The organism is Acinetobacter sp. IK23, from assembly GCF_035615275.1.
Lineage (GTDB): Bacteria > Pseudomonadota > Gammaproteobacteria > Pseudomonadales > Moraxellaceae > Acinetobacter > Acinetobacter seifertii.
Window position 1 is genome coordinate 1 of the sequence record NZ_JANBNX010000024.1, and the last position, 24,266, is coordinate 24,266.

At 39.1% G+C, this 24,266-nt stretch carries 19 protein-coding genes; 9 read left to right on the top strand and 10 right to left on the bottom strand.

Features of this window, described 5'->3' with window-relative positions:
- Positions 1-277: 277 nt before the first annotated feature.
- The 5 genes from MSG95_RS14485 to MSG95_RS14505 form a co-directional block, all read right to left on the bottom strand.
- The gene (locus MSG95_RS14485; protein WP_077164687.1) at positions 278-1,000 is read right to left on the bottom strand and encodes a glutamine amidotransferase; all 723 of its coding nucleotides are present in this window, start codon (positions 998-1,000) and stop codon (positions 278-280) included.
- Positions 1,001-1,165: 165 nt separating this feature from the next.
- On the bottom strand, positions 1,166-1,981 hold the full coding sequence (eutC, locus tag MSG95_RS14490) for an ethanolamine ammonia-lyase subunit EutC (protein WP_077164688.1): 816 nt from the start codon (positions 1,979-1,981) through the stop codon (positions 1,166-1,168).
- 10 nt (positions 1,982-1,991) lie between these two features.
- The gene (locus tag MSG95_RS14495) at positions 1,992-3,377 is read right to left on the bottom strand and encodes an ethanolamine ammonia-lyase subunit EutB (RefSeq protein WP_077164689.1); all 1,386 of its coding nucleotides are present in this window, start codon (positions 3,375-3,377) and stop codon (positions 1,992-1,994) included.
- A gap of 13 nt (positions 3,378-3,390) precedes the next feature.
- Positions 3,391-4,827, bottom strand: a complete 1,437-nt coding sequence (gene eat, locus MSG95_RS14500; protein WP_077164690.1) for an ethanolamine permease — start codon at positions 4,825-4,827, stop codon at positions 3,391-3,393.
- Between the two features lie 221 nt (positions 4,828-5,048).
- Positions 5,049-6,560, bottom strand: a complete 1,512-nt coding sequence (locus MSG95_RS14505; protein ID WP_002119354.1) for an aldehyde dehydrogenase family protein — start codon at positions 6,558-6,560, stop codon at positions 5,049-5,051.
- Between the two features lie 142 nt (positions 6,561-6,702).
- Between MSG95_RS14505 and MSG95_RS14510 the strand changes: the two genes are divergently transcribed.
- Positions 6,703-7,893 carry a helix-turn-helix domain-containing protein gene (locus MSG95_RS14510; protein WP_077164691.1) on the top strand — a complete coding sequence of 397 codons (1,191 nt, stop codon included), beginning with the start codon at positions 6,703-6,705 and terminating at the stop codon, positions 7,891-7,893.
- Here MSG95_RS14510 and MSG95_RS14515 read toward each other — a convergent pair.
- Both MSG95_RS14515 and mdh read right to left on the bottom strand, forming a co-directional pair.
- A complete protein-coding gene (locus MSG95_RS14515) occupies positions 7,890-8,858 on the bottom strand; it encodes an alpha/beta hydrolase (RefSeq protein WP_077164692.1) in 969 nt (322 codons plus the stop codon). The two genes, MSG95_RS14510 and MSG95_RS14515, sit on opposite strands and share 4 nt — an antisense overlap.
- 195 nt (positions 8,859-9,053) lie before the next feature.
- Entirely contained in the window at positions 9,054-10,226 is a 1,173-nt protein-coding gene (gene mdh / locus MSG95_RS14520) for an iron-dependent methanol dehydrogenase (RefSeq protein WP_077164693.1), read from the bottom strand.
- Between the two features lie 230 nt (positions 10,227-10,456).
- Between mdh and MSG95_RS14525 the strand changes: the two genes are divergently transcribed.
- The 3 genes from MSG95_RS14525 to MSG95_RS14535 all read left to right on the top strand — a co-directional run bounded on the left by MSG95_RS14525 (position 10,457) and on the right by MSG95_RS14535 (position 13,504).
- Positions 10,457-12,169 (top strand): AAA family ATPase, encoded by a 1,713-nt coding sequence (locus MSG95_RS14525; protein ID WP_077164694.1) that lies wholly within the window; start codon positions 10,457-10,459, stop codon positions 12,167-12,169.
- Positions 12,170-12,212: 43 nt separating this feature from the next.
- Positions 12,213-12,572, top strand: a complete 360-nt coding sequence (locus tag MSG95_RS14530; protein ID WP_213033535.1) for a 5-carboxymethyl-2-hydroxymuconate Delta-isomerase — start codon at positions 12,213-12,215, stop codon at positions 12,570-12,572.
- A gap of 80 nt (positions 12,573-12,652) precedes the next feature.
- A complete protein-coding gene (locus tag MSG95_RS14535) occupies positions 12,653-13,504 on the top strand; it encodes an AraC family transcriptional regulator (RefSeq protein ID WP_077164696.1) in 852 nt (283 codons plus the stop codon).
- Between the two features lie 28 nt (positions 13,505-13,532).
- Here the strand turns inward: MSG95_RS14535 and thiM are convergent, their stop codons facing one another.
- The 3 genes from thiM to MSG95_RS14550 all read right to left on the bottom strand — a co-directional run bounded on the left by thiM (position 13,533) and on the right by MSG95_RS14550 (position 15,958).
- Positions 13,533-14,360 (bottom strand): hydroxyethylthiazole kinase, encoded by an 828-nt coding sequence (gene thiM, locus MSG95_RS14540; protein WP_077164697.1) that lies wholly within the window; start codon positions 14,358-14,360, stop codon positions 13,533-13,535.
- Between the two features lie 31 nt (positions 14,361-14,391).
- Positions 14,392-15,549: a hypothetical protein gene (locus MSG95_RS14545; RefSeq protein WP_139344708.1), complete on the bottom strand. Its 1,158-nt coding sequence runs from the start codon at positions 15,547-15,549 to the stop codon at positions 14,392-14,394.
- A 151-nt stretch (positions 15,550-15,700) separates the two neighbouring features.
- Entirely contained in the window at positions 15,701-15,958 is a 258-nt protein-coding gene (locus MSG95_RS14550; protein WP_039251716.1) for a hypothetical protein, read from the bottom strand.
- A 319-nt stretch (positions 15,959-16,277) separates the two neighbouring features.
- Here MSG95_RS14550 and pepN point away from each other — a divergent pair, with 319 nt between their 5' ends.
- The 5 genes from pepN (at position 16,278) to MSG95_RS14575 (ending at position 24,196) form a co-directional block, all read left to right on the top strand.
- Complete coding sequence (gene pepN / locus MSG95_RS14555; RefSeq protein WP_077164698.1) at positions 16,278-18,884, top strand: aminopeptidase N; 2,607 nt, start codon at positions 16,278-16,280, stop codon at positions 18,882-18,884.
- Between the two features lie 500 nt (positions 18,885-19,384).
- A complete protein-coding gene (locus MSG95_RS14560) occupies positions 19,385-19,921 on the top strand; it encodes a spore coat U domain-containing protein (protein WP_213033536.1) in 537 nt (178 codons plus the stop codon).
- 91 nt (positions 19,922-20,012) lie between these two features.
- Entirely contained in the window at positions 20,013-20,714 is a 702-nt protein-coding gene (locus MSG95_RS14565) for a molecular chaperone (protein WP_324624904.1), read from the top strand.
- Between the two features lie 9 nt (positions 20,715-20,723).
- The gene (locus tag MSG95_RS14570) at positions 20,724-23,183 is read left to right on the top strand and encodes a fimbria/pilus outer membrane usher protein (protein ID WP_151819311.1); all 2,460 of its coding nucleotides are present in this window, start codon (positions 20,724-20,726) and stop codon (positions 23,181-23,183) included.
- Positions 23,174-24,196: a spore coat U domain-containing protein gene (locus tag MSG95_RS14575; RefSeq protein ID WP_151819312.1), complete on the top strand. Its 1,023-nt coding sequence runs from the start codon at positions 23,174-23,176 to the stop codon at positions 24,194-24,196. The genes MSG95_RS14570 and MSG95_RS14575 overlap by 10 nt, the downstream gene beginning before the upstream one ends.
- The last annotated feature ends 70 nt before the right edge of the window (positions 24,197-24,266 follow it).

A 24,266-nucleotide genomic window follows, 5' to 3' on the forward strand; every position in this document is an offset into this window, starting at 1 on the left:
GTGCATAATCAATTGCTTGCTGTTTAAATTCAGCACTAAAACGTTTGGCCATTTCTTGGATCTCCAAAGTTAACGTTACGTTATCTTTAGAGGGAAGTACTGTCCATTATTTTGGCTAGGATCACAGCGTATATTTTATGTTACAAATTAATAATACACTGAAATTTTTCTGAAATGTTTCTAAAAATAAAATATAAAGCTTTTTTTGTTTAAAAAATAATCGAACAATGCGAGGTGATAAAAAGCTATATTTGATGCAGATTAGAAACTACTTCACTTAGGTACTATAACCAATTCTTTTTAAGAATTTTTGAATTACTTCAAAAGCAGCATGTTCGAGGTTTTGAGCATATTGCTGATTCTCTTCACGAAGTTTTGGAATTGAAATATTTGCATGACGAAGTTCACATGTATGACCAATGAGCCATTTTTCAAAATGTTCTTCAGTCGTTTCAATATGGAACTGCAAGGCAAGAATATTATTACCGACTTCAAATGCCTGATTGGTATAAACATCGGAACTTGCTAATAGCACGGCATTTTCAGGAAGATCAAAAGTGTCGCCGTGCCAATGTAGAACATGAACATTGTTAAGCAAACCAGATAAAACCTGATTAGCGCGTAAGCTTAAGCTGAGTGGACCCCAGCCAATTTCTTTTTGATGTCCTGCATATACTTTTGCGCCAAGTGCATGAGCAATAAGCTGTGCGCCTAGGCAAATACCAAGTGTAGGCTTGTCAGCTGCTAAACGTTGTTTGAGTAAAGCGATTTCATCTTTTAAGAATGGATAATCGTCAGTTTCATAAACTCCGATTGGACCGCCTAAAATAATAGTTAAACCTTCATGTGAAAAAGCAGGGGTTAAATCATCAACGCCTGCCTCAAAATAACGGACGCGAAATCCGAGTTGATAAAAGACATCTTCTAATGAACCTAAGTCTTCGAAAGCAAGATGCTGAATGGCATAAATAGTTTTGGGGAAGGCGTTTGTTGTGCTCATAGAAATGATTCATAGAAGATCAATAGGTGGAGTATAGCGATAAATATAAAGAAGAAAATATCTGTATAAATCGTCAATACCTGAAAATTGATATTTTTCGTTAAGATAATGTTGTTATGCAAACGATTACCTATTTTGAATGAATCTGTTTGCATATTCGATCTTTTAAAATAATAGCTTTTGAGTTCCCTCAAGACCTATATCTGAAAGTTGATGTTCATCTTTTAAATTAACGCCTGAAAAGCCGAGCTGTTTTGATTTTTTCATTAATGCCATTAAACGTTGTACTGCAACTGGAATACTTAAACCTGCTGAGCGAACATTAGAAATACAATTACGTTTGGCATCGAGGCAGCCTGAATATGCATTCCATGTGTAGTAAATTCCCATACTATCAGGAGAGCTTAAACCAGGACGCTCACCGATCAGCATCACAAGCATGGGTGCCTTAAAGATTTCAGCAACCTCATCACCAAAAGCAACACGACTGCCCGTTGCCAGTGCAATGGGTGCAAGGCGCCAGTTTTCTTGCTGAATTTGTTCATTCAGCATTGTAATGAATGAGATAGCATTCGCTTCAATCGCTCTTGCGGAGAGACCATCACCGACTACAATACAAACATCGTACTGCTGTGGATTTTCTGCATACTTCTTAATTAAGACATCTTTTGATTGATCTGAAAGCTGACGACCTAAATCTGGACGTTTAAGAAAAATTTCTTTACTAGGTGCATTACTTTGTACATGAAGACTTTGCAGCTGCCGTTGTGCTAATTGCTCCGAGAGGTAGGACACATCCATCTCTTGATAAACCGCATCTTTTGCTTGCGCATGAGACAACTGGAACTCAAGTAAGGCACGTGTTGGGATGCTACAACCAGCGCGACCTAATGCAATGCGGGCATCAGTAAATTGTTTAAGCTTTTCCCACTGATCTTGATGGGGACTTGATGGATATTGAATATCACGATTAAGTTTCATAATGTTCTCCCTAGTTCATGAGCAAACGAGAGAATTGGTCGGGCATGTGGTCTGCCCAACAAATTTGAGAGTTTTGCTGTTTAAAAATACCTTGCTGTTCAAGCCAAACGGAAAACTCAGGAGCGGGTTTTAAACCGAGGAGTTGTCTTAAATAGAGGGCATCATGGAATGAAGTGGTTTGATAGTTGAGCATGACATCGTCTGAACCCGGAATCCCCATTATAAAGTTAATGCCCGCGGCACCAAACAGAGTAAGGAGAACATCCATATCATTTTGGTCAGCATCGGCATGGTTGGTATAGCAAATGTCGCAGCCCATTGGCACACCAAGCAACTTACCGCAGAAGTGGTCTTCTAGACCTGCACGTATAATTTGTTTGCCGTTAAAAAGATATTCGGGACCAATAAAACCAACGACTGTATTTACTAAAAGCGGATTGTATTTACGGGCGACTGCATAAGCACGCGTTTCTAATGTTTGCTGGTCAACGCCGTGATGTGCATTGCTGGATAACGCACTGCCTTGACCCGTTTCAAAGTACATGACGTTTTGTCCAATAGTTCCGCGCTTGAGTGCAAGTGTGGCTTCATATCCTTCTTGTAGTAAATCGAGCGATATTCCAAAGCCTTCGTTAGCCAGTTGTGTACCAGCGATTGATTGGAACATTAAATCAATTGGCACATTTTTTTCAGCAAGTTGAATGCCTGAGCTGATATGGGTAAGTACACAAGATTGCGTTGGAATTTGATATTCCTGAATGACATGATCAAGCAATTTTAGTAGCTCTGACAAATTATGTAGGTTATCCGTCGCTGGATTGATGCCAATTACGGCATCACCATTGCCATACATCAAACCATCTAAAATACTGGCAGAAATACCAAGCACATCATCGGTAGGGTGGTTCGGTTGTAAACGGGTAGAAAGATGGCCTTTTAAACCGATCGTGTTGCGAAATTGGGTAATTACCTCACATTTACTGGCAACATAAATCAAATCTTGATTGCGCATAATTTTGCTGACAGCAGCCACCATTTCTGGAGTTAAACCTGACGCTAAGGCTTTTAGGCTTTGTGCAGTGGCTTCTTCATCAAGCAACCAATTTCGAAAATCGCCTACTGTAAAGTGTGAAATAGGGGCAAATGCTGCCAGATCATGTTCATCAATAATTAGTCGTGTAATTTCATCAGTTTCGTAATCGACCACAACTTCATTTAAAAAGGTTTTAAGCGGTACATCGGCCAAAGTCATTTGTGCCGCAACATGTTCGGTTGCGTCTCTGGCAGCTACACCTGCTAACTCATCGCCTGAACGTAACGGTGTAGCTTTTGCCATCAAGGTCTTCAAGTCAGCAAAGTGATACTGTTGATTGGCGACAATATTGCGATAACTCATAGTTGAATCCTTTTTATAGTTCTTGTTCTGCGGCTTTAATATTTGCAAACTCTTCTTCTGGTGTACCTTTCACTAAATGATAACGGCTATAGAATAAAAAGTAAGCAATAAATACGATATAAATAGCGGCAGCAATAAACCAAACTTTCGGATTAACAACAAAGCCTGCGACCACAGCAGCGACTGCTAAAATCAGTGCAATGCTTGAAGTGAAGATTCCTCCAGGAGTTTTATAAGGACGAGGCATGTCGGGTTTAGATAGGCGTAGTTTGATGTGAGATAAAAGAATCAATACATAGGAAATGGTGGCACCAAAAACAGCGATTAAAATGAGTGAATCACCTTCTTTGGTAAGTGAAAGCAAGAACCCAATAATGCCCGGAATAATAATTGCGAGATAAGGGGCTTTATTTTTATTGGTTAAAGAGAGTGAAGTAGGTAAGTAACCAGCTCGTGACAGTGCAAAAATTTGACGGGAATAGGCATAGATAATTGAAAAGAAACTCGCGATTAAACCTGCTAAACCAACAAAGTTAACAAAAGTCGCAAGCCAAGTATTAGTGCCATACACTTTAACCAGAGCATCGACGAGGGGAGCACCAGAGTTTTGTAAAGTACTTGCACCCGCTGCACCTGCACCTAAGAATAAAATGAGCATGGCAAAGGCCGTTAAGATAAGCATTGCTCCGATTAAACCGCGTGGCAGGGATTTTGCTGGATCTTTTGCTTCTTCGGCGGCTAATGGCACACCTTCAACTGCAAGGAAAAACCAGATTGCAAAGGGAACTGCGGCCCAGATGCCTAAATAGCCATGAGGTAGAAAACGACTTGCACCAGCTGCTGTGCCAACTGGAATATCAAATAAATTTTGTGCATTAAAGTGTGGAATCATTGCGACAATAAACACAACCAGAGCAACAGCTGCGACAAGTGTAATGGCAAACATGATTTTTAAGGCTTCGCCAGCACCTTTCAGATGTATGCCCATAAAAATGGCGTAGCAGGCGAGGTAAATCATCCAGCCATTAATGCCAAATAAAGATTCGCAATAACCACCAATAAATACGGCAATAGCAGCAGGGGCAATTGCGTATTCAATTAAAATGGCTGTTCCTGTTAAATAGCCCCCAAAAGGACCAAAAGCAGCACGCGCAAAACTATAACCGCCGCCTGCTGTCGGCATCATGGTGGACATTTCTGACATAGAAAGACATAGACATAGGTACATGATTGCAGCGAGTGCAGTGGCAATAAACATCCCACCCCAACCACCTTGGGCTATGCCGAAGTTCCAGCCAGCAAAATCACCCGATATCACATAAGCTACGCCTAAACCAATCAGGAGTAACCAACCAACCGTACCTTGTTTGAGTTGACGCTGAGCAAAATATTCTGCTGACGAGACTTCTGTCTTTGAGGAAATAACGGAAGCTGTTTCTGGTTGATTCATACAATACTCCTGCGAGTTAGTTTGTATGAATTAATGCAAAAGCAATGCCTAAATAAATTGCTTTAAATATTAGGTGACGGTTTTTTATTCCACATAGTAAAAACTTGAGAACTAACAGTACAAAATAAAGAAGCCAGCAATCTAAATTACTGGCTTCTTGTATCATGAATGACCTTACTTCTTTCTAGTGTTGATAGTTTGGTATCAACTTGGTGCGAAATTTAGAAGAAGCCCATTGGTTTAGTTGAATAACTCACTAACAAGTTTTTAGTTTGTTGATAATGATCAAGCATCATTTTATGGTTTTCACGGCCAATACCTGACTTCTTGTAACCACCAAATGCAGCATGTGCAGGGTAGATGTTGTAGCAGTTTGTCCAGACACGACCCGCCTCAATAGCACGACCAGCACGATAAGAAATGTGAGCTGAACGTGACCATACACCTGCACCTAAACCATACATGGTGTCATTGGCAATTTTAATTGCATCGTCAAAGTCTTTGAACGTTGTCACAGCAAGTACAGGTCCAAAAATTTCCTCTTGGAAAACTTGCATGCCATTGTGACCTTTAAAAATAGTCGGATCGACATAGTAACCATCGCCTACTTCTTTACGGCCGCTACCGCCAAGTAAGAGTTCTGCACCTTCTTCACGACCAGTGTTAATACAACGTAAGATTTTCTCTTGCTGTTGTAAAGATGCTTGAGCACCAATCATCGTTTCAGTATCAAGTGGATGACCAGTTTTAATACGTTTTACACGTTCGACAGCCATCTCTAAGAACTGATCAGCAATGCTTTCTTGTACTAAAGCACGAGAAGGGCAAGTACATACTTCACCTTGGTTTAAGGCAAACATAGCAAAACCTTCAAGCGTTTTTTCTAAGAAGTCATCTTCTTTATCCATGATATCTTCAAAGAAAAGGTTTGGTGACTTACCGCCAAGTTCTAATGTCACTGGAATAATATTTTCGGTCGCATATTGCATCACCATTTGTCCAGTTTGAGTTGAACCTGTGAATGCGATTTTTGCAATACGTGGGTTTGTCGCTAAAGGACGGCCGACTTCTGAACCGAAACCATTGACAATATTAAGTACACCCGGCGGTAAAATATCTTGGATCAGTTCAGCGACCAACAAAATACCCACTGGCGTTTGTTCAGCTGGCTTAATTACCACACAGTTACCTGCTGCTAAAGCAGGTGCAAGTTTCCATGCTGCCATCAAAATCGGGAAGTTCCACGGAATGATTTGACCAACCACACCGAGTGGTTCGTGGAAATGATACGCAATGGTATCTTCATCAATTTCAGAGATGCCGCCTTCTTGAGCACGAATACATCCTGCGAAATAACGAAAATGGTCGATCGCGAGCGGAAGGTCGGCTGCTAAAGTTTCACGTACCGCTTTACCATTATCCCATGTTTCAGCAACAGCAAGCATTTCAAGATTTGCTTCTAAACGATCAGCAATTTTTAAAAGGATGTTCGAGCGTACCGTCGGTGATGCTTTATTCCATGTTGCTTTCGCTTTGTGGGCTGCATCTAGAGCGAGCTCAATATCTTCGGCACTAGAACGGGGAATACGTGTGAAAGCTTTTCCATCAACAGGAGATACATTGTCAAAATAAGCACCTTTTATAGGTGCAACCCATTCACCACCAATAAAATTTTCGTATTGTGATTTAAATTGAACTTTTGAGCCTGGTTGATTTGGATCGATATAGCGCATATAAATATTCCTTTGCTTTTTAGGACTAAAGACTAACAAGAACCCTGTCAGTAGGTACTTTCGTACTTTGTATAATTAGGATATAAAGAAGAAGGTTGGAGAAAGGTTGGAATAGAAATGTGGATATATAAGGAATTTACAAATGTTCACAAAAAAGGATTTATTGCAGCAACGGACGTTGATTGATCAACTGCGCACGCAAAATAGTCTCTCTCCTCAGAACGCTGCCAAACTCGGCCAAAGTATTGCAAGCTCGTGGGAACGATCAGCCTCTGCTGCGATTCCTAAAGAGCGTTTTGCGGCTCCCTTAGTCGAGAAGAAAACTGCTTCACAAAATGCTTTAGATATGGCTTTAAGCCAATGTGCCGACGACTTACGTCATATTGCAGAACAATCATCAATGGTAATTGCTGTCGGTGATATCGGCAGTACCATTATCTGGACAGCACCCAGTGCTCAAATGCAAAGTGCTGCTGAGCTTGTACATTTTGTACAAGGTGGTCAATGGCGTGAAGAATTTGTTGGCACCAATGCCTTGGCTTTATCTTTAAAAACTCAACAATCAAGCTGTGTTTTTTCAAACGAACATTACATGGAGTCGATTCATGATTGGGTGTGTTATGCCGCACCGATTATTGATCCATATTCAAAACAAACCCTTGGTGTTGTTGATTTATCAACCACATGGAAGAACCATAATAGTTTAGGGATATTGGCTGCTGAACGTTGTGCATCCATTATTCAGTCTGCTTTGCTAGAGCAGCAGCGTCAGCAATTACATATCCGGGCATTTTCGACGCCACAAGTTAAATTTAATGGCAAAAGCTTGCTATTAACGCCACGTCAAATTGAAATTTTAACCATATTGGCACTATGTCCGCATGGTTTAACTTTAGAGCATCTTTATCAGGCACTCTATGGCGAACGTAAAGTCAGCATGGGCACGCTTAAAGCTGAAATGTCTCAACTACGCGATATTTTGGGCGGTTTGCTTGGTTCACGTCCATATCGTTTACTTGTACACGTTGAAGCCGATTTTTTACAAGCTGAACAAGCACTCGATGCGGGATATGCGGCCTCAGCTTTGCAGCTTTACACAGGTGTATTTCTGGCAAAAACGGAAAGTCCGTTTTTATGTGCATGGCGTGACTGCCTTGAGTCACGCTTGAGCGATGCAATTTTTAAAACACAAGAAACAGATTTATTACTTAAGCATTTAGCTCATTTTCCTGAAGCAATTGATGCGGTAGAACGCCTTATGGAGCTATTACCGAGTGAACATCCTGCGCATCAACTGCTGGTGAAATACCTTGACTCACCTAAACTCAGTTAAGTGATTTTTTGATCTAGCCACTGGAACAATTGTTGATAGACTTGTTCCCGTACTGGCTGGCCTGAAAGTACTAAGTCATGTAATCCATTGTGAATAGAAACTACAGAGACATCGCCTTTCATTTTTTTACCAAATTTGGCAATGTCTTTAACATCTAAAATGATATCGCTTTGAGTCGCATCTGGTCCCCATTTTTTAGGGTTTTTAGTTTGGTGCGAGTGCATAATCAGTGCGGGAACATTGAGTTTAACCCCGCGATGTATTTCTTTTTGTGCTGTATGAATCGCATGTAGAAAGCTGAGTTGAACCGTAGGGGCAGAGGTCGGTTTCCAGTCCAGATTAAAGTCCCATTCGCCCTTGAGCTGTTTGTGAAGGCTCGCGGTGTACCACTTGTTTAATTGACTTGGGAATTTAACTTTTGGCAGATATTTTCCTACTCGACTGAGTACTGGAATACCAAATTTTTTCTCGACCAAGCTTAAATTAAAATCGTAAAACGGGCTGTTTGCCCAAAGTCCTTTAATCAGAGGGTGGTTTGGGTTATGGGCAGCATAAAGCGTTGCTGTCAAACCGCCAGTCGAATGTCCTGCAAGCAAGACTTGGGTGTGTTGCTCTTTGCCAATAATCTCTAATGCTTGTGTAATTTCAGCATCGTATTCATTTAAATCAAGCACATTATAGAAAATTTGATGAGGCAGTTTTGAACGCCCATATTTTCTTAAATCAAGTGCATAGAAGTCATAACCATGAGCATTAAATTGCTCAGCCATTTCGGTTTGAAAGAAATAATCTAAAAAACCATGAATATATAGCACAGCTTTTCGAGTCGATTGAGCTGCCTTTTTACGCACTAAGGTAGCTACAACTTTTCCTTCGTAATCATTAGGAAAGTTGAGTGTAAGCTGATCGTAGCCAGCACCTAAAATATCTGGAACATAATTTTGATTAGCTGAAGATGTATTCATTTTTATCGAGCTATTGTAATTAAGACATGCTGAGTATCCTTCAATGAAATGGGCGAATTGTCAATCAGGTTTGGAGAAGGTTGGAGTATAGGTTCTAAAAAAAGGGAATACCGCTGGAGCTAAGTATTCCCCAAAAAAGTAAGTCAACGGTCGGAGGGATTTGACTTACTAGAGGGACATGCCATTACATCAGGATTAAAGTGCTGCTTTGAAAATCTCCACAACTTGAGCATGATTAGCTTTACGAGGGTTGGTCAGCATACATGCATCTTTTTGAGCATTATCTGCCATCACTGCAAGGTCTTCGGTTTTCACACCTAACTCTGTTAAGCCAGATGGAATACCAATCGATGAAGACAGTTTACGAATGGCGTCAATTGCAGCATATGCAGCTTCCATCACTGTTAACCCGTGAGTTCTTACACCCATTAACTCGGCGATTTTTGCGTAACGATCTGGGCAAGCAATTAAGTTAAATTCACATACGTGTGGTAATAAGATTGCGTTACATACGCCGTGAGGTAGGTTATAGAAACCACCCAACTGATGCGCCATGGCATGAACATAGCCTAATGATGCGTTATTAAATGCCATACCAGCCAAGTATTGTGCATAGCTCATTGCATCACGTGCTTCGATGTTTTCACCATTTGCGACAGCAGGTTGTAGCCATTGGCTAATCATGGTGATGGCTTTTTCTGCACACGCATCGGTAATTGGGTTTGCCGCTGTAGAAACATATGCTTCAACTGCATGGGTTAATGCATCCATACCTGTTGCAGCAGTTAAACCAGCTGGTTTTGCAATCATGAGTTTCGGGTCGTCAATTGCAATGAGTGGGGTACAACGCCAGTCAACAATTGCCATTTTTACATGAGTGTCTGTATTGGTAATAATACAGAAACGAGTCATTTCAGATGCAGTACCAGCAGTTGTATTTACTGCAATCAGTGGTGTCATTGGCACTTTGCTTTTATCGATGCCTTCATAGTCACGAATATGACCACCGCCAGCAGTAACTAGGCCAATACCTTTTGCGCAGTCATGAGATGAACCGCCACCTAAAGACACAATAAAGTCACAGCCATTGTCGTTATAGGCTTTCACGCCATTGTGAACATTAATATCCGTTGGGTTAGGTTCTGCACCCGGGAAAATATGGCTCGCAACGCCTGCTTCGGTTAAATAGTTTGCGATAAGGTCTGCAACGCCAAATTTAAATAAGCCTTCATCGGTCACAATTAATGCTTTTTTTGCGCCGAGGTTTTGCGCCTTCGTACCAATTTCTTTAGCACATCCTGGTCCAAAGAGTGATACGCAAGGAATATAAAAACCGTTTGTTTGATCTGCAATATTTTTAAAAGCCATGGAGTGATTCCTTTTTCCATAAATCCATTGTTTGTTATTACAGGTGAGCCTCACCATGGGCTTAGTATTGTGATCTGAAGATTATTTTCCTACCTACCAAAAACCTACCAAATATTACTTGGGATTTAATTATTGATTTTTAATGATTTTATATAAAATTTGGCACATTCATTTAATTTTTTCGGGAAAATCGTTAAGCTATGGGCTGTTGAAGATGTACATATGAGATTATGAAACAGGAAACTGCGCTTAAACTGCTCAAAGCAGGTGAAAATGTTTTTTTAACCGGTTCGGCTGGTGCAGGGAAAACCTATACACTCAATCAGTACATCCAATATCTAAAAGCACGTAAAGTTCCTGTGGCTATTACCGCATCGACTGGTATAGCAGCAACGCATATGAACGGCATGACCATTCATACATGGGCTGGCATTGGCATTAAAGATCAGTTAACTGACGATGACCTAAAACGTATGAAAGAGCGTAAATATCTCAAGGAACACCTTGAAAATGCGCAAGTTCTCGTTATCGATGAAATTTCGATGCTACATGCAAAGCAGCTTAATCTAGTCAATCAGGTTCTAAAATATTTTAAAGAAAGCGATGAGGCATTTGGTGGCATTCAAGTCATTGTGGCTGGAGATTTCTTCCAGTTACCACCTGTAGGACGTAATGGTGAAGCCAATCGCGACAAATTTTGTTTTATGTCTGATGCATGGGTCGAAGCCAAATTCCGCGTATGTTATTTAACAGAACAGCACCGTCAAGACGATGAAATTCTAAATCAGATTTTAAATGCTATCCGTGCGCAAAATATTCAATCAGATCATTTACACGCATTACGTCAATCGCGTTCGCATGATATTGGTGAGACCTTTACTCGTCTTTATACGCATAATATAGATGTCGACAATATCAATTATCAGCACTTAAATGAAATTGATAATGAAGGGCATCAATTTAATGCCGTTTTAGATGGTAATGAGAAACTGGTAGAAACTTTAAAATCCTCGGTACGCGCACCAGAAGAGTTAACCCTTAAAAAGCATGCCAAAGTCATGTTTGTCAAAAACAACTTCGATATGGGCTATATCAATGGAAGCTTGGGTGAAGTTATCGGCTTTGAAGAAGATGACGAAAATGGCTTACTGCCGAAAGTAAAACTAACCGATGGCACGACATTGCTCGTTGCGCCTGAAACATGGTCAGTCGAAAACGAAGCGGGCAAAGTGATTGCAAGTTTTCAACAAATTCCACTTCGCTTAGCTTGGGCGATTACCATTCATAAAAGCCAAGGTATGACTTTAGAAGCTGCTGAAATTAACCTCACGAATACCTTTGAAAAAGGTCAGGGTTATGTTGCGCTTTCGCGCTTAAAATCTTTAACAGGGTTAAAGTTATTAGGTATTAATGAACAAGCTTTAGAGTTAGATAGTTTAGCGGTCAAAGCGGATCGCCGTTTCCAAGAGCTTTCAAAAGAAGCCGAAGATAACTTTGCAGATGTAGATTTAACGGCTCAGCATAAAGCCTTTATTCGTCATTGTGGCGGTACCTTAAACGAAACTGAGATTTCTCGTAATGAGAAGAAACTCGCAAAAGGTGGCAAGCAAAATTACGCTACAGCAACGCTAGATGAAACACGTGCATTGTTTGAAGAAGGTTACGAGATTGAAGACATCGCGCATGAACGTGGCCTGACATCAGCGACGATTATTAATCACTTGGCTCGACTTCATAAAGAACAAAAGCTGGATATTTCGGTTGCTCATCCTGGTGAAGAAGTGGTTGAAGAAGTCCGTAAAATTTACAAGAAATTGAAAAAACGTCAGAATCCAGATCATTTTTCTGATGATGGTTCGATCAAACTAAGACCAATTGTTGAAGCAACTAGTCCTCGAATGGGATATGATCAGGTTCGATTAGCTTTATTATTTATTGAATAAAGTTTGATTGGCTTAATTACTTATTACATAAATTGAGGTGGCTATGCCGCACGTAGTAGTCGATTATTCAGAAAACTTAACTGGATTAAACGCAAAACAATTACTTGAAGAAATTAATAGCACACTGATTGAGACAGAGTTATTTAGTCCAGAAGACATTAAAAGCCGTGCACGTAAAGATGATGTTTTCCTAATAGGCTTAGGAGTTGATCAAGCCTATATTCATGTAAAGGCGTATATTTTGTCGGGAAGAACGGCTGAACAAAAACAGCTTATGGGTGAGCAATTATTAGCAGCACTTAGCAACAAAAGATATTTACAACAAGGGTTTAATAAAGAAATTCAATTGTGTGTTGAGCTAATTGACATGCCAAGAGAAGATTATTTTAAGCAAGTTGTATAACTATAAAAACGCAATTTCGATCAAGAATAGCGATGAGCACTATGTAAAAGTAGTGCTATCGAATGAACAGACATAAATGTATGGCTGTATATACACAAAAGTTGCAACTGGTTTGCGATTATATTCAAAGACATTTAGACGAAGATTTAGATGTTGATCGATTGAGCCAGATTGCGGCCTTATCTAAGTTTCATTTTCATCGTATTTTTGCCATTCATATTGGCTTAAATGTAATGAAGTTTATTCAACTTTCTCGTTTAAAGCGGGCCTCTTTTCAACTGGCTTTTGAACCCGATCTCAAGATTATTGAGATTGCATTACAAGCAGGGTTTGACAGTCCCGAGGCATTTACTCGTGCATTTAAGCGTTCATTTGATCAAACTCCTCGGGCTTTTAGAGATAAACCAGACTGGGAATCTTGGCACCAGAAGTTTGTTTTTACGATTCCAAAAAGTGAGCTAAAAATGAATGTAAATATTGTTGAGCGTCTGGCTGAAAAGATTGCCTATCTATCGCATTTAGGAAGTCCAGATAAAGTCTTGGAAACAGCTGCGCGTTTTATTGCTTGGCGTAAAGAAACAGGTTTATCGCCCGTAACCAAGTCTAAAACTTATGGTATTCCTTTTGCTGATCCAGATCAGACACCATCTGATGAATTTCGGTTTGATATTGCAGGTTCAATTGAAAAAGCTGTACCTGAAAATAGTTACGGCGTGCAGACAGGTGAAATTCCTGCGGGTCGTTATGCAACCGTAAGACATTTGGGTAGCCATGACCAGATTAAAGATAGCGTGTATTACATCTTTAGAAACTGGTTACCTGAGCAACCAGAAGAAGCAGGGGATTATCCAGTTTTCTTTCACTATCACAACTTTGTGCACGAAGTGAACGAGTGTGACCTTGTTACCGACATTTACTTACTTCTAAAGTGAGTCTAATCTGATACAGGCATAGATTAGGTTATGCCTGTATCTTTATAAGTTTGATATCTGCATATTGTTCAATCAGGTTGTCATCTAGCATATGGATATAATCCATAAAGATGCTACTAAAGCTTCCCATGGTTTGCGCTTGATTTGCTGCAAGTTTACCCGCAATTGCAAAATGAACATGAGCTGAAAGAGCAGCAATGGTTGGTGTTGTCACAGCGCTATATGCGGCAATTAACGCACCTAAAGCACAGCCTGTTGCGGTAATTTTTGGTTGTAAAGGACTTCCGCCGTTCACTTGAATCACAGCATCTATTTCATGAGACAAGATATAGTCTGACTCGCCAGAAATAGCGATACAGCTTGCATGTGTTAAGAGAGAAAAAGCTTGTTGATAGGCTTGATCACTACTTAAAGTGCTGTCTACACCTTTAGATTGAACCTGATTGCCTGCAAGCGTACTGATTTCTGAAGCATTACCACGAATAACGCTTGGCTTGAACTGTAAAAGCTCGTCTGTCATTTGACTGCGCCAAGCTAAAATTGGGCCGTAACCGACCGGATCAAGTACCCAAGGAATATTGTTAAGTTGTGCTGTTTTGGCAGAGATTTGCATGGCTTGCATTTGCTCTGAAGTAGGTGTCCCCAAATTAATGCTTAAAGCCGATGAGATCTTGGTAAAACTTTCTGCTTCATAAGGATTATCAATCATTGCCGGTGAAGCACCAGAAGCCAGTAACACATTGGCTGTGTAGTTGGCTGCAACGCTATTGGTAATGCATTGCACAAGAGGCGTTTGAGCCTGCATGTTTTGCCAAGCTTCAATCACCTGTTCAATGAGGTTTGATGTTGAAGTCATCTGATTATCCTTATTAAGCCAGAAGTAACATTTAACGGGTAAAGTAGTGATCTTGATGCTTACATCTTTCGCAAATCAAAGAAACATAATCTGCTGCATCATAATCAACACTTAAATCATTTGAACCACAATGCATACAACGTTTAACCGAGTAAAAGTTTAACCGAGGTTCAATTTTTCGCCATGCTTTCCATACAGGTTGTACAAAAATGTGTTCGTCATAACCTAAAAAGCGGTTAAACAAAATGTGGCTCATTTTACTGTAAGGAATATTGTAAGGGCGTGGCAACATCGAAGTTTCCCACTTTTCTGCCAAGGCTCTTTCCCGATATTGCTCTAAAGTTTTCTTTAATAAATTGGTATTAATAAATTTTTCATTACGTGGCTGTAGAGCTTTTTGCTTATAAAGATATTCGAGTGCAGTTTGAATCAAATAATAAATTTGACCAATCGCCAAGGAGTCCATTAAACGATAGCAAAAAGTTTGAAAGTTAGAGCTACCAGCAATTTGAATACCCCATGTTCGGCAGTAGAACTGCATAAACTGGATAATTTCTTGATAGAGCACCTGAAAAAGGACATCTTTCACTTCATCGGCACTACGAAATGGAATACCAAGACTTAAGTTTTCATAAAACCAGAGACGTAGTTGTTGGGCTACACTAAATAAGCTTGGGTCACTATAGCCGTCTAGACGAATGTTTAAATAAAAGCACTGTGGTTCGTCAGATTGATCCTGTGCATTTAAAATCCCATCTTTATGAAGCTGTTTAATGAGATGATTTTGGAACATCCAGTTGGGTGTAATAGGTTGATATTTTATTTGGTCCCAGTGAATATATTCGTCATGCGCAACATCGTCACGTGCATAATCATCGAGCAAGCTAAGCAGAAAAAGTTTATTTAAAAAACTAAGTTGCTCCAGACTGCGCTGAGGTTGGTCTTTTGACTTAAACTGGCGTTGTTCTTGTAGGCGGGTTTGCTGTAAAAGTTTCTTTCTTTGTTTAGTGCATTGGTCACAGTGACACGTCATTTTTGTGTCTTTAAATACACGGTGCTGGCAATGACTGCATTCATGAAACTGAATGTCTTGCTCAAATTGTTCGGCATCTACCCAGTACATTGAAGCTTGGCAGAGTGGGCAATGGCTACTTTCATCTAGCTGTTTCTGTAGAATTTGTAAGGCCATTTCGCTCCGAACACTTAAATCAATCATGATTGACCTATTATACACAGCCGCATTGCCGATAGCTGAGATTGTATTTTTGTTTGGTGCAAAAATAGAAAACCTAAAATCTTTATTTTGATTTTAGGTTTTCATAAGAGATTAAAAGTTAAGGTTAAACAGGGCACGGTAAGCTCTCATCATGTTGTCCAAGTTTTTTAGCATTGATAAGCGCCTGTACTTTTTTACTTGGTAATTTCACTTTACCTAATGCGTCATAAGTATTAACGATAGTTGTTACCTCCTGAGCAGTTATTGAAATACCTTCAGCAGTTAAAAACACGGCAATCACATGATGGTCGAGTCCCGCTGCATCTAGATCATGAATAGCTTTAATATTTTCTAAACGATGTAAATAAGTTTTTAATTCCATAGTAGCTACCTCTTGTTCTGATCGAAATACTTATACTGGTATATTCAATAAGGCAAGAACCATGCCTAAAATGTAAGCAGCTCCTATAAAATGTTAAAAGCGAAAGGAGTTTTATTTTTATTGTATAGATTGATTATATAAACAACGATTATCGTAATTTTGGTCTAATCTGTGCTAATAAAACCAGATTCTAATTTGAAATGTATAAATCAAGTCCCATTAATTTTATTAAGGTAAGCAAACATAGTATGTATGAATGTGTATGATCAAGTTCATAAAATTCGTACTACGGTTTTCGAAAAGTATATAAGGAATAAAGATGAATATTGCGGCACAGCCTCCCGTTCAGGCAGATCAAACAGTTTATTTAAAAGATTATCAAAAACCTTCGTTCTTGGTTGAATCCATTAATCTTGATATTCAAGTTTATGATGATAAAACAATTGTTGATTCAACTTTAGTCATGAAGCGTCAAACTGCTGGAGATTTGGTGCTGTTGGGCCGTGACCTTGAGTTGCAATCTATTCAGCTCAATGGTCAAACGCTTACTCCTGCACAATATTTACTCGATAGTGAGCAACTGGTGATCACTAACGCACCAGATGAAGTCATTTTACAGACTCAAGTGATTATTCATCCTGAAACCAATACTCAGCTTGAAGGCTTATATAAAGCTGGCGATTTGTTTGTTACGCAAAACGAGCCTGAAGGCTTCCGCAAAATTACCTTCTATCCAGACCGTCCAGACGTACTTTCAGTCTTTACGACTCGTGTAGAAGCAGACAAAAAATATCCTGTGTTACTTGCCAATGGTAACTTGCTTGAAACAGGTGAAGCGGGTGAAAACCGTCACTTTGCAATTTGGCAAGACCCAACTAAAAAACCAAGCTATTTGTTTGCTTGTGTTATTGGTGACTTAGCTGTACTGAAAGATCGTTATACGACTTCGGAAGGGCGTGATGTTGCTTTAGAAATCTATGCCATTGAGAAAGACATTCCAAAATGCCATATCGCGATGGAAGCTTTAAAGCATTCAATGCGTTGGGATGAAGAACATTACGGCCGTGCCTATGACCTAGACAACTATATGATTGTTGCGGTGAGCCAGTTCAACATGGGTGCAATGGAAAATAAAGGTTTAAACATCTTTAATACCTCATGCGTACTTGCCGATGAAGAGTACACCACTGACGCAGCGATTATGCGTGTACAGTCTGTGATTGCCCATGAATATTTCCATAACTGGACAGGGAACCGTATTACTTGCCGTGACTGGTTCCAACTTTGTTTGAAAGAAGGCTTGACGGTATTCCGTGACCAGTCTTTCTCGGAAGATTTACAATCTGCTGCGGTTCAACGTATTGATGACGTTGCTGTACTTAAATCACACCAATTCCCTGAAGATGCAGGTCCATTATCGCATCCACCACGTCCAGACCACTTTGTAGAAATTAATAACTTCTATACTGCGACAGTCTATGAAAAAGGTGCGGAAATTAACCGCATGATGTCGACCTTACTTGGTAAAGAAAAATACCGTAAGGGAACAGACGAATACTTCCGACGTCATGACGGACAAGCCGTAACTGTAGAAGACTGGGTTGCTGCATTATCAGCAGGTTCGGGTGTTGATTTATCTGCATTTTTAACTTGGTATAACCAACCGGGTACACCAAAGCTTGAAGCAAAAGGTGAGTACGATGCAGCAGCACAAACTTACCGTTTAAGCTTTAAACAAAGTCTGAAAGCACATCCTAAATATCCAAATTTAAAAGCTGTTCCAATTCCTGTGGCTTTAGCGCTATTTAATGCTAAAACAGGCGAGCAATATACATTGCACAGCAACAGCTTATTCGTTAATGATGTTAAAGATGGTGTGTACTTGTTTGATCAAGACGAGGCAACCATTGAATTCACAGGTGTGACTGAACAACCAGTTGTTTCGTTACTTCGTAATTTCTCTGCGCCTGTAAATCTTGTATTTGACTATACCGATGCAGAATTAGCTTTCTTAATTCAACACGAAACGAATGGTTTTAACCAGTGGCAAGCAACGCAAACCTTGCTTGAACGTATTTTGTTAGAAGACCATTCTGCCGATGCGTACATTCAAGCTATTCAAAGCACTTTACCTGAGTTAGTTGGCCGTGACCCACTTTTAGCATCTCGTTTGTTTGATGTACCAAGTGAAGGTTATTTGGGTAGCCGTATCGATCAGAACTATGCACCAGCCGATGTTCATGTAAAACGTGAAGCTTTGCTGAATCGATTAGCACAAGAGTTAGGTTCTTTCTGGAAAGATACTTACCTTACCCTTGACCCAGACCTGCAAAAAGAATTTTCTTTAGCGATGGGGGTTCGTGCATTAAAAAATATCATGCTGATGATGATGGCTCGTCAGGGCGATCAAACTGCATTTGAATTGGCTTATGAGCAATACCAAAACACAGGTAACATGTCTGAACGTTTAGGTGCATTACGTGTACTAGTTTGGCAAAATGCGCCTCAAGCGAAGCAAGCACTTACTGATTTTTATAACCGCTTTAAAGATGAAGCATTATCTTTAGACCAATGGTTTATGATTCAGGCAGCCAATCCAAATGCGACAGCAGAAACAATCGAGTATTTAACTCAACATCCTGATTATGACCTAACGACGCCAAACCGTATTCGTGCTGTAAGTGGGGGCTTGTCAAATAACCCTGAAAATACTTGGGGCTTTGGTGTAGCGCACTTTATTAATCTTGCGCAATATCTTGACGAGAAAAACCCGATTTTAGGTTCACGTTTATTACAGGTATTGTCACGCTGGTATACGCTTGCAGAGCCTCAACGTACGCAAGTGCAACAAGCTTTGCAGGCATTACAGCCTAAAGTGAAATCTAAAAACGTTTCTGAAACTTTAAATAGTATGTTAAGCGTTTAATTATTTAACAATACTTAATAAAGGTCTCGTATGAGGCCTTTATTTTGACCATTATTTTGTATTTTTAAATTATAAAGTTTTTTAATTAATATTAAATGTATTATTTAAATATATTAAAAAATAAAATACTTTAATTTTAAGTGAATTGTTTGGTTAAAAAATTGATTTATGTGACCAAATTCAATAAAAATATAGATTGAAATATTTGGTTAAATTTTTACAGGTAAATATTGTTGAATCTCTTTTAAATTAATATAAATCAATTATTTGTAATTGTGTTATGTCTTTTTTTATAATTGGAAACTAAGTTTTATTAATATTATTTTGTTAATTGGAAGTTAAAATAATAACAAACTCATGCATTTTAATTATTTTTATGTATGATATTTAAAAATAGGAATAAAAAATAAGCTTTAAAAGAGCAGTCAAATAAAAATGATTGTAAGGATAAGAGTTAATTTTTTTATATCTATTAATTCGACAATTTCATTCAAAAGGTTTTGACCATGAAAAAGAATTTTTTTTATTTATCAGCACTTGCTATAGCATTAATTTCTGTTAATGCAGCAAATGCCGCTACAGCAACGGGGACATTAACTGTTAAGGCGACAGTAACAAATAGTTGTGTCCTTAATACCTCTGCAACAGGTACCACAACAAATGCGGTTTTGGACTTTGGTACTTTAAGTTCTCTGACTAGTAATGTTGATGCCGATACCACAACGACAGGCGGTACAGCAATTAAAGTCCTTTGTAACAACACTGTGCCATGGACTTTGTCATTTGATGGTGGTCAAAATGTTTTATCCACTCAACGACGAATGATCGGTGGGGCAACAAGTAACGAATATATCCCTTATAACTTGTATTCAGATACAGGCCGCGGTACCGCGATTGGAATTGCTACAACAGCTTATAGTGGAACTGGTAGTGGTGCAGTACAAACAGTGAACGTGTATGGTCGTCTTCCTGCTGGTTCAGCTTTGCCAAGCGCTGGTAGCTATGTTGATACAGTAACTGTGACTGTGACTTATTAATTTTTTAAATAAGTTCTGTTCATTATTGTCGCTAGCTCTTTTGTAAGAGCTAGCTCTAGCTTAATTTGAGAAAAGTAATTCTGGGCAAGTTATGAAAAAAAATATCTTTGTTGCTACTTTATTGTTATTTTTGCCTAGTATGTTAAATGCTGCCTCAATACGTCTTTCTCCTGTGAGTGTTGAAATATTGAGTGATCAATCTGCGTCCTCAATTAGTTTATATAACCAGTCGAACGAAAGTGCTGACTTACAAATACGTATATTTGAATGGACTCAGAATGCTGGACAAGATCAATTAATTCCAACAGATGATATTGCAATTAGTCCACCTTTCTTAAAATTAAAACCTAATGATTCTTATAATTTGCGTGTAGTCCGTATTAAGCCAGAACCAATTTCTGGTGAAAAAACTTATCGTATTATTCTTGATGAATTACCAAAACCTATCGATAGTCGTAAAGCATCTCAAGGTGTAAATGTATTACTTCGCTCATCATTACCTGTATTTGTAGTGAATAAAGATGCGATTACCCAACTGAACTGGAAAATTGATGCGAAGCAAAATGATACTTCCTTGAATATTAGTAATATTGGTAACAGACATGCACTTTTAAATGACTTAATTCTTGTAGATAACACAGAGAATAAGAGTTATCCGATTAAAGTAAATACCATAAATGGTTATATCCTTTCAGGAAAATCAAAAAATTATTCAATTAATAATTTTACTTATCAGCCAAATCACAAATACAGTATTTCTCTAACAGTTAATGGTAAAAAAACCACACTTTAAGAGGCTTATATGAAATATATTATAGGTGTCTTATGTGTCGCATATTTTCCAGCACATTTATTTGCTGAACAACTTTTAGATCATACGAACACTGCGGTTCCCAGTGTTCCTAAGTCTATAAGTAACAATAATAAATATATGCACGAAAAGACGGATGGACAAGAACAAGAAAATAATTTTACTCAGCTATTTCTAAATATTTCTATTAATTCAAATGCCTCTGAAGACTTGTTTTCTGTAAAACAATCTAAGGATGAAAAACTATATATTCGCTCTGGTGACTTAAAAACGCTAAGAATAAAAATTGATGAACATATCCCTAACAGCCAATGGGTATGTATTAATGAACTGAAAGGAATCCAGTTTAAGTATCTGGAAAATGAGCAGTCTCTAAACTTACAAGTTCCTGCGAGCATGTTGAGTGACTATTCTGTTGACTTAACTGGTCAACCGACTACAAACACCAACTTACTAAAAATGAAACCTTTAAATGCTGCAATTCTGAATTACAGCATGTATCACACCATTACCAATGATGAGAGTATTTTCTCAGGTTCGGCAGAAGGGATTTTTAACAGCGCGCTTGGTAATTTTTCATCCGGTATTTTATATAACGGGAGTAATGAAAACAGTTATAGCCATGAGAAGTGGGTACGTCTGGAAAGTAAATGGCAATATGTAGACCCTGAAAAAGTCAGAATATATACCCTAGGGGATTTTATTTCTAATAGTTCTGACTGGGGCAGTAGTGTGCGTCTTGCCGGTTTGCAGTGGTCGAGTGCATATACCCAACGTGGCGATATTATTACTTCTGCGCTGCCACAGTTTTCCGGTTCAGCGGCGCTGCCTTCTACACTAGACTTATACGTTAACCAGCAAAAGATTTATTCAGGCCTTGTTCCTTCAGGTCCATTTGATGTTAAGCAGCTCCCGTTTATTTCAGGAAATGAAGTTACACTAGTCACCACCGATGCAACAGGTCAACAAACCATTACTAAAAAACCTTATTACTTTTCATCGAAGATTCTGGCAAAAGGTATCAATGAGTTTTCAGTCGATGTTGGGGTTCCGCGCTACAACTACGGACTGTACTCAAATGATTATGATGATGCCACCTTAGCCTCTGGTGCAATTCGTTATGGTTATAGCAACTCACTGACCTTAATTGGAGGTGCAGAAGCTTCCACAGATGGTCTTTCCAACGTGGGAACGGGCTTTGCCAAGAACCTGTTTGGTGTTGGGGTGATTAATGCCGATATTGCTGCAAGTCAGTATAAAGATGAAAATGGCTATTCGGCTTTGGTTGGCTTAGAAGGGCGAATTAGCAAGAATATTTCATTTAACACCAGCTACCGCAAAGTATTTGATAACTACTTTGACTTGGCACGGGTGTCTCAAATTCGATATTTAAAAGAAAATCAGATTAATGCTGAATCACAAAACTATTTAAACTACAGCGCGTTGGCAGACGAGATTTTTAGGGCAGGGATTAACTATAACTTTTATACAGGCTATGGTGTTTATGTCGGCTATAACCAGATCAAATACAGTGATCACTCGTATAAGTTGCTGTCTGCCAACTTAAGCGGAAGTTTAAACAAGAACTGGGGTTTTTATAGTTCTGCATATAAGGATTATGAAACCCATAAGGACTATGGCATTTACTTTGCGCTGCGCTATACGCCATCTACCAGAGTCAATGCGATTTCTAGTGTATCCAGTGATAGTGGCAGGCTGAGTTATCGCCAAGAAGTATTTGTTTTATCGGAACCGCAAGTTGGTTCATTTGGATGGGGTGGTTATGTTGAGCGGGATCAAGATGCACATGCTAACAATGCATCGGTCTATGGCTCTTATCGCGCCAGAGCTGCGTACCTGACAGGTCGTTATAACCGAATTGGAGATAATGACCAAGTTGCACTTTCAGCGACAGGATCTTTAGTTGCAGCAGCAGGCCGTATATTCGCGGCGAATGAAATTGGAGATGGTTATGCTGTTGTCACCAATGCTGGACCGAAAAGCCAAATTTTAAATGGTGGGATAAATCTAGGAACAACGGACAAGTCTGGAAGGTTTCTTATACCAAGCCTTATGCCGTATAGAGAGAACCATATTTATTTAGATCCCTCATATCTGCCTTTAAATTGGAATGTTAAATCTACAGATCAAAAAACAGTAGTAGGCTATCGCCAAGGGACTTTAGTCGACTTTGGTGCTCATCAGGTTATTTCAGGTTTGGTGAGAGTATTTGATAAAAACAACTCACCATTATTACCGGGTTATAGCGTTCGAATTAATGGGCAACAAGATGCCGTAGTGGGCTATGACGGTGAAGTATTTATTCCAAATCTATTACAACAAAACAAACTTGAAGTAGATCTTCTTGATCATGGTTCATGCCAAGTTGAATTTACATATAACAGTAATCAGTACTCAACTAAAAAATTGGGACCTTATATATGTCATTAAATATTATGAATAAGGCTCAAATAGAGAGCTCTAAAAAAATTTCCTTATCTTTAAAGTACTTTATAGGTATTTGCTTATTTTATCTCGTTTATGCTTTTTTTAGTCCAACACATGCTGCCTGTACGGTAGCTGGAACCACAAATAATACGTTTATTTACACAGCAGCAAATATTAATAGTGATGCAACTGTAAACTTTTCAGGAACAATTAGTTGCACGAATGGAGGACTACTACCTCAAATTTCTCCGTTTATGTGTATGAAGACAGTATTTACAGGAGCAACCACTACAAATAATAGCGTATCGTTACCATATACAGTCACTGCAACTGTTGGTGGAGCAGGTTCTTCTACCACCAATCAAACTTCCAATGTTTGGTATGGTCCAGTGGTAACAATCGCTTCAAATAATATTCTTAGTTACTCAGTAAATGTGAAGGTACCGGCGCGAACGGGATCGCTCATTGCATACCCTCAAGGAACCTATACAGCTACAGTTCAACTCTTTTGGGATATGGATCTTCTAGCGGTGTTATGTTTAGGAGATATCATCAGTTGGAGTTCTGGAAATGTAACTTTAACAGCAAACTTTGTAGTGCCGACGCTTTGCCAATTAAACTCAACTTCAACTGTCGATTTTGGCAATATTAATGATATTGGTATTACTAAACGTGACTACACGACTCAAGGTGCTGTAAATACGACCTGTAACTATGGAACGCCATATACGATTTATTTAGGGGATGGCAATAACCGCATAAGTGGAGGGTTCAGGCGTATGGCTAATAGTAATAATGAGTTCATTCCCTATCAGTTATATAAAGATTCTAACTATAGTTCGGTGTGGGATGCTACAGGTGGGGTAGCTAGTATTGGTGGAACAGGTGGAGTGTCTGGCACTGGATCAGGTAACGCTCAAACTACAACCGTTTATGGAAAAATTCCTCAGGGTACTACCATTGCAAGTAGGCCAGGTGCTTACTCCGATAATGTTGTTGTTACAGTGACTTATTAATTATTTCAGGCACTATTTCTTTAAAAGAGATAGTGCTTTATTAATTATAAGATTTAGTACTTTTAATTAT